The sequence below is a fragment of the Endozoicomonas sp. ALB115 genome, from assembly GCF_049310245.1.
Classification (GTDB): domain Bacteria; phylum Pseudomonadota; class Gammaproteobacteria; order Pseudomonadales; family Endozoicomonadaceae; genus Endozoicomonas.
In genome coordinates, this window is the sequence record NZ_JBLYZG010000100.1 from 1 (window position 1) to 10569 (window position 10569).

Here is a 10569-nt window from a genome sequence, read left to right on the forward strand (position 1 = left end):
AGGACCTACAGATGTGCGGAAATCGCGTTATATCATGCGCTTGGCAAGTTACCTGAACCGGAAATGACCCACAGATTTTACTGACGAGGCTTATTTATAGCTGAAATTGTTCAAGAAAACGCTCAGGGGTGAGGTTTCTGGGAATGTAGCCCTGGCCGTTAGTTTTGGGTGTCATTATGCATATGACTGCATTTTGAGAGTCTCTGTTATAGCTAACGTGAATGGGCTTGTCGTGTCCATAAAAATAGAGCCTGTCAAAGGGGAGCTGTTTCACGATCCAGGTGGTTACCTCCAGTGATGAGGTGTCCGGCACATGAAAATCACAGGCGGATCCTCCCCGGGAGCAGATGATGTCTCCCTTCCTGTTTTTTTCAAAGCAGCTGTGCTGATCCAGTTTGGGATATATAGAGGGCAGCACGCCCTGCTCTTTGGCCAGTTTTTTTCTTGCCGTCGCCAATGTGGGGGAGCAAAAGCCGTATGTGATTTCCAGGGCACCAAACTGCTCATAAACCGGATCGAGTATATAGGTCGCTAAATCGACAAGTGCCTGCCAGCTCTCGTCAGCCAGTGGCAGGTTATCAATAGACGATGATTGCCAAGTTTCACCGCACTCGATCAGCTGCCGGTAGGTGAAGTGTTTGCTGCAAGGTTGGTTCAGCTGGGGCATGGTGAAACCCGTTGTTTGTTTTGATCAGAATAAGGAATTGGTCTGGTGAAATTCAATCCCGAATGAAATAAGCTGCGCATGGAATCATCCTTGTTAATAAAATCTGAGAGATTCGATGTATATCTTCCCTGAAACTGAAAAAAAGCTGAAAGCCAGAATTTCCAGCTATCGATCGGCGCTCAACAAAGAGAAAAAAGAGTATCACTTCATCAGTGATGGCAGTGGTAAACGATATGTTCTGTTCAGTCTGTACCTGGTCCTGAACGATTTGAAAAAGTCAGAGAGTTACTTTAACTGGTACCAGGAGGAGTTTCCTGATGATGCGGGTGAACCGATCCAGAAATTGTGCTGGTCTCTGGGCCTGCTGAGAATGAACAAACCGGTGGAAGCACGCTACAGGCTGGCGGATCTGATGCTGGCAAATCTTTATCTGATCCCTTACGTGCTGGGCCAGCCCCTCGAGCAGGAATATGATATCTGGCATGCATCCAACTTCCACAATCTGGATTATATTTATGACTTGCCAGAAGAGGTCAATAACGCGATTACGGATAACGAGCGGGAGTGGATGGGTGAGGCGTATGGCTCACTTGAGTTTCGCCGTATCAGAAAACGATACATCGAAATTTACCATGAGTTGTTAACTACTAAAGAGCTTGCTGAGCGAACAATATTGCTCAACGAGTCTCGTGGTTTATTGGTGAAATAAGCTGAGAGGTACAAATGGGGCATTACTGTAGGATTTGTGCCTGTAGCAAGCCAAATGAACAGTTTTCTGGCAAAGGGCATAAGAATCATATCTGCAAAGAGTGCTCTAAGAAACCCAAAGAGGAAAGATGTGCAATTGATCAGGAAAATGAAATATCTGGTTTTATGCTTCAGTCAACTATTTCCAGGAAGAATATAGCGCGTTTGCATAAACTGAAACTGTCGGCTAACCAGCGTGTTGCCGAGCTGGCTGCCATTACTTTAGCTGTTGCACTGGTTAAACCACACAAAAAGCGCAGGCTGAAGGTGTTGGCCAAAGAGCATAGAGAGCTGTTTATTAAAGTCAGTGAGTCTGGTCTTATACCAATTCCGCCTTCTAAATATGAGATCGAGCAAGTCATTTTGGACAGCTGGGCAAGGCGGAATAACGAGTAATAGCAGGGCTATTGCGAGGAATTCCAACGAAGATCCAGCTGTTCAAAATGGCTGCGCAGTTCATATTTAGAAGGTGGAATTGGTATTATTTATGCCCACCATTACTGATCATCCAGCAAGCTACCGGGTTTGGAAACACCAATTTATTTTGCTTCCCTGATGCTGGTTCAGCCGGGATATCGCAGAGGAATTTAAATTGACATCAGTGACTCGCAAGCAGCGCCGCCAACAGGAGCGGGAGCGGAAAAAGTTGTTTAAAAAGCTTAACAGGATATCCAGCAACGCTATCGATAAGATAAGGAATAATTGCGTTGCCGATACCTCGGAAAACCTGGGGCTTTCCCGTATGTCCGATCATATTTCAGACTTTTCCGAGCCCCTTTATGATTCCAGCTGGGATCAGGACGGCATTGAGGATATTTATGAGCTGGTCTGTTGTTGCTGGAATATAGGCACATGTTCGAAAGAGTTCGAGGATTTTTTATGGGGTATTTTGATTGAGAGGAAACTGGACGAGTGCGTTAATGACCCCTATGGCATACTCGCCAGCAAGCTCTCTGGCATTATTGACCAAAGGCGCTTGAGGTTTGCTGAAGATCGTCGTTTTATCATGGATTTTCGCCTGGAGTTTACTGAAGACAATTGCATGAATCTGCAAATAGTCAGCATGCCGATAGCTCAAAACGAATTTCTGGCAATGCAGGCAGCCAGGGTGATGGCTATGGAAGATGAAACTTTGGGCGCATAAAATTCCCGGGGTTTCGGACTTCAAGCTTTAACCGTGACGATTTTCGCCCGGCTTGTCGTGTAGCCCTGGCTGAGCGACTTCTGATAGGCATCCCTTTTTCTTGAATCCCACTGGTCATGGTCTCTGTATTGTCGTGCTTTTACAGGTTATGAATATGATCCACCATCCCGGGATTTCAGTTCATATGCCCAACGATGCAATGATTGACCCTGGAATCCGGAGTCTTCGTGATCAGTTAAGCAGGCCAGGATAAATTGGGGAAGATAACGGCAGCTCACCGTGATAAGGTGAAACTCAGGTCTATTCTGAAACGGAAGCACCGCAAAAACCTTACTGCCGGTAATGCCTCTTACCGGAAGTAATATGTTGATTGGTATGAGCTTTTTTAAAGTTTGAAGTTTTCATTTATCAAGGATATCCGGTTACTTTGAATTAAATTTTCCGCTCATTAACTTATGCCGTGGAATCCTTACTTTCCCAACGAGGCTTATGGAGCCTGAATCTGGTATCATGCTCCTCAAATGGTTTTGAGGAGTCTCCAAACTCCTCAATGAGGCTTGTGGAGCCTGAATGTGCTATCAAGCTCCTCAAGTGGTTTTGAGGAGTCTCCAAACTCCTCAACGAAGCTTGTGGAGCCTGAATGTGCTATCACGCTCCTCAAGTGGTTTTGAGGAGTCTCCAAACTCCTCAACGAGTTTTGTGGAGCCTGAATCAGAGGTTCCACTCCTCAAAAGGCGTGCGAATTCAGAGCTATCCGCTATGTGCGTTGGAATACACCCTGACCTTCAGTAATTTCTAACAGCTCTGCAAAACAAAGTACCGCAGGACGCCTCCCCGAAGCCGGTTTGATCTCCAATAAAATCCCGGCATCGCGCAGTTGACGGAGTAAAGCCGGTGTGGTTTTGGGATGAATGCCGTACTTTTCTTCAAACTGTTGAATAATATCCGTGGTGCGAAAGATGGGGCGACTAAACAGCGCATCCAGTAAATGAACCGAATACTGGGAGCGGGTAATGTGTTGAATTTGATGCTTCATATGCTCATACAGCCCCATGATGTTTCTCACCCGCGCACTGTTTTCCCTGGCCTGAAGGGTGATTGCTCGCAAAAAGAAAGCAATCCACCCATTCCAGTCTCCTTCTGAAGAGATCGCCTGGAGACGCTGGTAATATTCGTCACGGTGGGCTTCCAGGTATTCGCTCAGGTAGAACATAGGCTCGGAGAGAATTTTTTTCTGGTACAGAAATAGCGGGATCAGGATGCGTCCAATCCGGCCATTACCATCCTTGAATGGATGCAACAGTTCGAATTGCCCGTATACCACGGCGACCTGAAGCAGAAAGTCGCAGTCATCATAATCGATATAACGTTCCCAGGACTCAAGGTGCTCCATTAATCGCAGTGGTGAGGGAGGCACAAATGTCGCCTGTTCCATGGAGCAACCCGCCCGGCCAATCCAGTTCTGATCGTTGCGAAATTCACTGGGAGATTTATTCTGTCCCCGAACGCTGTTGAGCAGTATGCTGTGCAACTCACGAATCAGGCTTAAACGAATGGGATAAGCTTTCAGGTGTTCACTGGCCTGAAACAGGGCAGCGCGGTAGTTTGAAATTTCCTGGATATCCTTGAATTTCTCGCCCTCTTTCTCCAGTCCTGCCTCCTGCTCCAGTACCTCATCAACGGTGGCCTGAGTACCCTCAATCTTGGAAGAGAGTACCGCCTCTTGAGTGGTCAGTGGCGAGAGCATCACCGCAGGGTTTGGTATCCCTTGTAGCAAACCATCGTACCGGGCAAGCTCAGCGTTTGCCTCGCCGACCAGGCTAAACAAGGCTCGAAAGTCAATATTCTCCAGGGGCAGCGTATCTGGCTGATCAGGGGGCATCCTGTTGGTATCCTGAGCCAATATTATGGGTTTGATTGTAGCGCGGCATGGGTGTCTATGATACGGGGTGACGTACGGATACCCGGATAGCATATCTGGCCATATCGATGGATTAAGCGTTCTATAAATTTCAGAACGATTACAGGATTGCCCGCAGGCAAAAATTTGCCTGCCCCTTCTTGTTGGTTACGAGCAGTGCACTGGGTGGATTTTAAAATGCGATTTGTAATGCAAGAAACATGAAGCAAACGCTTCGCAGGTATGAGCGATGATCAGAGAAAATATCTTTCAGTGTTGAAAACTGTCGTTTAGATGACCACTTTCGCTGGGTAACCAGAAGGTATTTTTCATTAAATTTTTTTCTAAAAAAATGGTTGAAATATCGAAAAATAATAAACACTTGCGCAATTTTTCCTAAAACGATTTGAGCTAAGTTGTTGAAATATAAGAGTGGCACGATAGCTTCAGGTGCTGGTGACTGTACGGTCGTGGAAGTTCGAGTCTTCTCCTGGGCACCAATTCTCAAAGATATGTCGTGTAATTCTCGGCAAATCAGGTAAGGCGGGGTGCGCCAACGGACTCGCCGCATTTCTCCATGAACGCATCTTGATGTATTTGAACGGCGGCTTATATCCCAGCTGTTTTAGCCGCCTATGCAGCTTGGCCGGTTTCTTCCACTGTTTCAGCTGTATACATCGCAGTCTGCGCCTGACCCAACTCATGACTCCCTTCAGCGCACTGCGACAATTGGCTATCTTGAAGTAGTTGGCAAACCCTCTCAGCACCGGGTTCAGTTCTTTGATGATCGTCACACGGGCTCATCTGCCACCTCACACCAGTGCTATCCTTGAGTTTCCTCTTGCGATAACAGCCCCCGATGACTCAGGGATTGATGCCAGGCTTCCCCAGTTACTAAACAGATCCCTGCCAGAAATTCCACCCTCAATCACTTGTCGGGACTGACTGAGTATTGGGCGTCGCGCTATTTCGCACGCTTGCCGCTCCCGACCTGCCGAATCAGGTTCGCTTACGCTGTGTACCTCTGACTTCCTATGCTTCCTTCGGACCCAGCCGTTGGCCAGCAACGCCCTTGCCATTCGGATTACCTTCCCCTCAGTCGGGGTGGTTCAGGCTTCTTTCAGCCTGACGGGTTTGCCCGCTTCGCTGGGCAAACAAAAAACCGGACAATTGCCCGGTGATACCTTCTCTCATATCTCTTCCTTTTTGTTATCTTGTACCCTGTACTTTCTGGGTTTTCCGAATATAGATTTTCTTCGCTTCCAGTGTTTTGTGGCCAGATACTAATCCTTCGTGGTGAGACACGCTTTTTGCTTTCAGGTCGTGGAAGTGCCACTTCTCGTTAATCAGTCCTTCATCTACTGTGCAGTTAATCAGTTTCTGCTACTGGCGGGGTTTCGCACCGTGCGATATCGTACTCTGATTTGTCGGGCAAAATTCCTCAAAGGGCAAGAAATTCGGGTTGTCTGGAGCTGTTTTGAGAATGATAAGGGGCTGACTGAAAAAAGAATTTTCATCTCAACCAATACAGAACACGAAGGGCTTGATGTACTTCGGGGTTATGCAAAGCGGTGGCCAGTTGAGCCTATGTTTCACCAGCTCAAACAACCATTTGGCTGTTGTCATCTGTGGCAGCAAAAATTGAGGACACTTCTGCGCTGGATGCATTTGAAAATGGCAGGTTATGCATTATTACAGTTGTTGACCGTCTGCAAAAATCAGTCATGCCTGAAGATTTCCCGGATACCCTGGAGATCTCCGGATACAACAACCGCAGGCATGATGAGAATTTCCCTGTCACGAATTATTCCAAGGTTCCCCATTCGTAAGGGCTGGGATAGATATCATCAAAAATATGAGCTCAATTTCAATGAACTGTCCGGCCAGTTGAAGACAGATAAAGCAGAGGCTGCATAAATACAGCCATTTAGAGAAAAACCGGCAATAAAAGCGAACCTGAAAAAATTGTTTGTTAATGTCGGCTTGTTATTTTATCGAAACCTGGCCAGTCTTTCGTGTCATGCAAAGTCTAAAGTCGAGTTGTGAAAGAGAGGAACTTTTATAAGAAGGCATGGTCTTAAGCTGTAATTCAACAGTTCAATAATTCAATGGATCAAACCAATCAATTTTCTTCATTTGATGCTTATTTTTATTATCTTTGTTCCAGCGCATTAGGTTTAGTAGATCAAGAACAGCAATTTGGGGCTACCGAACAGCTGCCTGTTTATCAAGGCATACCAGTTCAAGTGCTGAACCCTATTCCTATTTACAATAGCGGACCAGATACATATCAAAATAAAGCTGATCATTCTTATTCATTGAATAAATATAGTATTACATCCCTAACAAACCTCGATTCAGAAAACGCTTCTGGAACAGGTATTCAAGAAATACCACAATCCATTCTTGATGAATATGTTCCTTACCAGCCTGATTATGAACCCGTTAATAATCCATTATTACTAACACCAAGTACTCCCTTTCAGCAGCTAATATCGTGGGACGAGCTTGAAATCAGAAAGCAAACAGCAGCGAATCATACAAGCTCAGGTTTACAGTTAACTAATCTTCCTGCCGGAATTCATAGTTCACAAGATTTACAGCCAATTGCTGTCGTTAATAAGTCATGCATGTACCAAGCTACAAGTGATAACCAAACAACCCAGGCAGGAGTTAATGTTGATAGCAGTTCTTCACTTGCCGAGCGCCAAAGGGAGCGCAATAGGGAGCTCCGAAGGGAGCGCTACCAGACAGATCCCGCTTACGCCGAGCGAGAAAGGGGGCGCAAAAGGGAGCGCCAAAGGGAGCGCTACCAGACAGATCCCGCTTACGCCAAGCGCCAAAGGGAGCGCCAAAGGGAGCGCTACCAGACAGATCCCGCTTACGCCGAGCGTCAAAGGGAGCGCAAAAGGCAGCGCTACCAGACAGATCCCGCTTACGCCGAGCGTCAAAGGGAGCTTCGCAAAGATCCCACTTACGCCGAGGGACAAAAGATCTATACAAAGACCTACAAAAGAATCAAAATACAAACCTCCAACAAGGAAGAAGCTAAAGAGCAAGCTGTGATCGCAAGAGAGCGGTATCTTCAGTCAGTCAATTCAGCTAAAAACTCAGGTTATTTACCACTGAGTTCTAATTGTCAGTCATGATGTGACTTGGGCGGGACCCAATGATTATTACTTACAAATCGCCAGCATAAACCTGCCCAAAGATGAACGCTATTCAGGCAGTCTGCCAGGGACAGGCGTATCCGCAGAATGGCGAGACAAGACGACAGAGTTTCGGGTCCCACCCTTGACAGAAGAAGAAGCCAAACTGAAGCAGCTGATCGACCAGGGTTTTGCAGTACTGCGTGACAATAAAACAACAACCGGCTTTGATAAGCCTGAAGCTGATGCCTGCGAAATCTGGCTGGATGCCTGGGAAGTAATCAAAGAACTCTATCACGACAAGACATCTCTGGACATCATTGGCTCCAGGATGGAATTTACCCTGTACTCTTGGGGCTCCGAGATGGATATGGGCCCCGGCCTGCAAAATTGCTTTTACGTCATAAAAAGCTGTTAACCTGTTGAACTGTATAAAGAAAATGTCGCCCCTCTTGTTCGGGTACATGAACCGCCAAATTATTCTATCAGTGTTGCTGGATTGGCCTTGTTGGAAACCAAAGTATCAGAAACAAAAACGATCCGACTCCCTTTCTCCATGCCCTGATATTCATTCTGATAATACTTGTCATGTACCAGCTGACGAAAATGCCATGACCTGTAGTGACTGTTCGGGGATGCTCTATTTTCCCTAACACCAGCCATACTGCCTAAAGTCATATGCTTGCTACAACGATGACCCAGAGATGCAAATTGGTGATTACTGAACTGTCCTGGCAGTCCATCCTGTAAAATATCTTGGCGATCATTACTGCGTGCATACATAACATACACTGACATGGACACCATCAGTTTCAGCAACTCATAATGAGACTGCAATTCCGCATTATCACAACGCTCTGTGTGAAGATATCCTCTTGAAGCAAACCCAGGGAGAATGTCGGCAAGATCCTGATATCGGTTTGCAGACAGAATACGTGGCAAATCTTCTAATTTCACGGATATGCGAGAATATGTTGTTGCCGGATCATGAGCAAACTGAAAATTAAACGTCAGCATTCCCTTGCGGCCAGGAGGCGTTTGTGCTGACTCGGTGCCTTTGCTGCATACCTTGATGAATGGATCAATTTTCTCATTCATCTCATCAGTATTCCGGCACATCGTCACCAGAACTCCAGTTATAGATAGTCCGGCAAACTTATATTCCTTCGGGATCGCCAAAATAAACTGATCATAGGGCAACCGGAAACCTTCAACCGCTGATAAGGAAAACTTTGCCTGTAACAGCATGTTCAGAACGTCAGCATCCTTGGGAAATATCATACGACGCTGACCAATACGCCAGTAATACTCTTCGCAACAAATTCCGAAATCTAATGTGTTAATGAAATCTGGTTCGATGTAGTTTGTATAGTGATGGATATGATCCTCGAAAGACCACGATTTCAGGCGGTTAAGCTTGGCTGTCTTCTTGATGATTTTGTCGCTGGCACGGAGATCAAGGTTAAAACGGTATTGATAATATCCAGGCATTTCACCGCCTATAATGTTCAGAACTATTGTACCGAATGATAAGTGATTTCAGTGACATTCTGAAAGGGATGCTCACAGTACCGAAATTGAAAAATCCAGAGGCCGCACCTGCTTGGTTAGCTCAAGACGATAATCTCCCAGCCTGTTGGCACTCTCTATATAAGGGGACAGGTGCTTCAAATCATCTTCGGTAATTTTGTGCCCTTCTTCTTTCAGCTCCTTCAATACTCTCATCATCACTTCGACGTTATAAAAAATGAGCATGTTTGAATCTGGCTCCAGCCTCTGGCCGGTGTAAATTTAACCGTTTGATGTTCTTGATCCTGGGCATCAGCTTTATTCCCAGTAAATAAGCCAGTCCGAAAACAGCAAGGCTTTGCCCATGTGTATCAGAGTGGACCGTATCGGGCTGAATGTCGGAATCATTCTGCAGAAGGCCGTCCAGAATATAAATTGCCTCATAAACACCACAGGGTATAAAGCGGGAAAAGAGGCAAATGTATTTGTCGCTGAGGTGGTAGTAGGCAATGCCGCCATAGCCACCATACCGAATGTGATACTCGGACAGAAGGTTGTTTTCATACACATCCCATTTTGTACCATCGGCAGACGCTCTTTTGCCGGTTCCCCAGTAGGCAGGTAGCGAAAACTGGTTATAGCCATTGATGACATCCCTGATACATTTGATGAGAGTGTCTTCGGAGCAGTGCTTGAGATTCAGTCGTGCAATTTGTTTGCGGCTGATATTCTGAACTGAGCGGGACAGCTGGACTGGCCCAAGGTTACAGCCGTAACAAAGCAGGTTGAGGACGAAGCGTTCTTCTATATTGTCAATTCTGGATTTATTGCCCGACAGAGGCCGTATATGCTTGCTGAGATTCAACCACTTTTCAGTTTCAGACAGCACATCCAGAATATTTTTAGGCGGCATACGCTCTTTGATCAGGGATGCGAGAGCCTCTTGCTCAGGTGTTGGTTTCTCTGCCTTGATCGGAGTAATGCATAGCTTTTTATTGATAATCTGCACTTCAGTGTTTTCTGGAAACTGCTCATCAGCCTTTTTGCAAACAGCGTGAAGTCTGGCTTTGAGCTGACTGCAAAAGTCACCACCATCGGAGGGATAGCCCATCATTTGGCAGAAATCTTCGAACTGCTCTTGATACTCTTCTTCTGAGATAAACTGCGTTCTGAAATCACTGAAATTCTCACTGTCTTCAACAAATAAATCGCCGGATCTGAGTGCTTCCGCAACCAGCGTAAAGAGGCATAGCTCAAGGTAAAGACGATGCACCTTGGTAACGGGTACACCTTTCTTTTGGGTTTCAGTGACTGAAGTCCACCATTTTCTTGCCGGTACCCATTTTAGAGATACAGAGCTGTTGGATCCCACTTTCACCACCAAAATAACGTAATCATTTGATTTTGAAGCATATATTCTATTCGAATATATGGTTGGCACGATATTTAATCG

The 10569-nt window shown here is 45.9% G+C and carries 13 protein-coding genes; 6 read left to right on the forward strand and 7 right to left on the reverse strand.

Annotated elements, in window-relative coordinates; all coding sequences use genetic code 11:
- Positions 1–94: 94 nt before the first annotated feature.
- Positions 95–667: a hypothetical protein gene (locus ACO6VE_RS22955; RefSeq protein WP_422463681.1), complete on the reverse strand. Its 573-nt coding sequence runs from the start codon at positions 665–667 to the stop codon at positions 95–97.
- Positions 668–782: 115 nt separating this feature from the next.
- On the opposite strand from ACO6VE_RS22955, the gene ACO6VE_RS22960 reads away from it, so the two are divergent.
- The 3 genes from ACO6VE_RS22960 to ACO6VE_RS22970 all read left to right on the forward strand — a co-directional run bounded on the left by ACO6VE_RS22960 (position 783) and on the right by ACO6VE_RS22970 (position 2558).
- Positions 783–1376: a hypothetical protein gene (locus ACO6VE_RS22960; protein WP_422463683.1), complete on the forward strand. Its 594-nt coding sequence runs from the start codon at positions 783–785 to the stop codon at positions 1374–1376.
- Between the two features lie 164 nt (positions 1377–1540).
- On the forward strand, positions 1541–1810 hold the full coding sequence (locus tag ACO6VE_RS22965) for a hypothetical protein (RefSeq protein WP_422463685.1): 270 nt from the start codon (positions 1541–1543) through the stop codon (positions 1808–1810).
- 196 nt (positions 1811–2006) lie between these two features.
- A complete protein-coding gene (locus ACO6VE_RS22970; RefSeq protein ID WP_422463687.1) occupies positions 2007–2558 on the forward strand; it encodes a hypothetical protein in 552 nt (183 codons plus the stop codon).
- A 757-nt stretch (positions 2559–3315) separates the two neighbouring features.
- Here the strand turns inward: ACO6VE_RS22970 and ACO6VE_RS22975 are convergent.
- The 3 genes from ACO6VE_RS22975 to ACO6VE_RS22985 all read right to left on the reverse strand — a co-directional run bounded on the left by ACO6VE_RS22975 (position 3316) and on the right by ACO6VE_RS22985 (position 5537).
- Entirely contained in the window at positions 3316–4440 is a 1125-nt protein-coding gene (locus tag ACO6VE_RS22975) for a Fic family protein (RefSeq protein ID WP_422463689.1), read from the reverse strand.
- 464 nt (positions 4441–4904) lie between these two features.
- On the reverse strand, positions 4905–5252 hold the full coding sequence (locus ACO6VE_RS22980) for a group II intron maturase-specific domain-containing protein (protein WP_422463691.1): 348 nt from the start codon (positions 5250–5252) through the stop codon (positions 4905–4907).
- An 18-nt stretch (positions 5253–5270) separates the two neighbouring features.
- The gene (locus ACO6VE_RS22985; protein ID WP_422463693.1) at positions 5271–5537 is read right to left on the reverse strand and encodes a hypothetical protein; all 267 of its coding nucleotides are present in this window, start codon (positions 5535–5537) and stop codon (positions 5271–5273) included.
- Between the two features lie 549 nt (positions 5538–6086).
- Between ACO6VE_RS22985 and ACO6VE_RS22990 the strand changes: the two genes are divergently transcribed.
- From ACO6VE_RS22990 to ACO6VE_RS23000, 3 genes are all read left to right on the forward strand, one after another.
- Positions 6087–6287, forward strand: a complete 201-nt coding sequence (locus tag ACO6VE_RS22990; RefSeq protein ID WP_422463695.1) for a hypothetical protein — start codon at positions 6087–6089, stop codon at positions 6285–6287.
- A 279-nt stretch (positions 6288–6566) separates the two neighbouring features.
- Positions 6567–7607 (forward strand): hypothetical protein, encoded by a 1041-nt coding sequence (locus ACO6VE_RS22995; RefSeq protein ID WP_422463697.1) that lies wholly within the window; start codon positions 6567–6569, stop codon positions 7605–7607.
- A gap of 1 nt (position 7608) precedes the next feature.
- The gene (locus tag ACO6VE_RS23000; protein ID WP_422463699.1) at positions 7609–8025 is read left to right on the forward strand and encodes a hypothetical protein; all 417 of its coding nucleotides are present in this window, start codon (positions 7609–7611) and stop codon (positions 8023–8025) included.
- A gap of 59 nt (positions 8026–8084) precedes the next feature.
- On the opposite strand, the gene ACO6VE_RS23005 is transcribed toward ACO6VE_RS23000, so the two are convergent.
- The 3 genes from ACO6VE_RS23005 to ACO6VE_RS23015 form a co-directional block, all read right to left on the reverse strand.
- Positions 8085–9098: a hypothetical protein gene (locus ACO6VE_RS23005; RefSeq protein WP_422463701.1), complete on the reverse strand. Its 1014-nt coding sequence runs from the start codon at positions 9096–9098 to the stop codon at positions 8085–8087.
- A gap of 72 nt (positions 9099–9170) precedes the next feature.
- Positions 9171–9362 (reverse strand): Tn3 family transposase, encoded by a 192-nt coding sequence (locus ACO6VE_RS23010; protein ID WP_422450657.1) that lies wholly within the window; start codon positions 9360–9362, stop codon positions 9171–9173.
- Positions 9346–10569 (reverse strand): Tn3 family transposase (locus tag ACO6VE_RS23015; RefSeq protein WP_422463703.1); only part of this gene is annotated, 1224 nt, incomplete at its 5' end. The genes ACO6VE_RS23010 and ACO6VE_RS23015, both read right to left, overlap by 17 nt.

Excerpts from the sequence above, each read along its gene's own strand:
- ACO6VE_RS22955 (WP_422463681.1), bottom strand. The coding sequence starts at position 667 with ATGCCCCAGCTGAACCAACCTTGCAGCAAACACTTCACCTACCGGCAG.
- ACO6VE_RS22960 (WP_422463683.1), top strand. The coding sequence starts at position 783 with ATGTATATCTTCCCTGAAACTGAAAAAAAGCTGAAAGCCAGAATTTCC.
- ACO6VE_RS22965 (WP_422463685.1), top strand. The coding sequence starts at position 1,541 with ATGCTTCAGTCAACTATTTCCAGGAAGAATATAGCGCGTTTGCATAAA.
- ACO6VE_RS22975 (WP_422463689.1), bottom strand. The coding sequence starts at position 4,440 with ATGCCCCCTGATCAGCCAGATACGCTGCCCCTGGAGAATATTGACTTT.
- ACO6VE_RS22985 (WP_422463693.1), bottom strand. The coding sequence starts at position 5,537 with ATGGCAAGGGCGTTGCTGGCCAACGGCTGGGTCCGAAGGAAGCATAGG.
- ACO6VE_RS22995 (WP_422463697.1), top strand. The coding sequence starts at position 6,567 with ATGGATCAAACCAATCAATTTTCTTCATTTGATGCTTATTTTTATTAT.
- ACO6VE_RS23005 (WP_422463701.1), bottom strand. The coding sequence starts at position 9,098 with ATGCCTGGATATTATCAATACCGTTTTAACCTTGATCTCCGTGCCAGC.
- ACO6VE_RS23010 (WP_422450657.1), bottom strand. The coding sequence starts at position 9,362 with ATGCTCATTTTTTATAACGTCGAAGTGATGATGAGAGTATTGAAGGAG.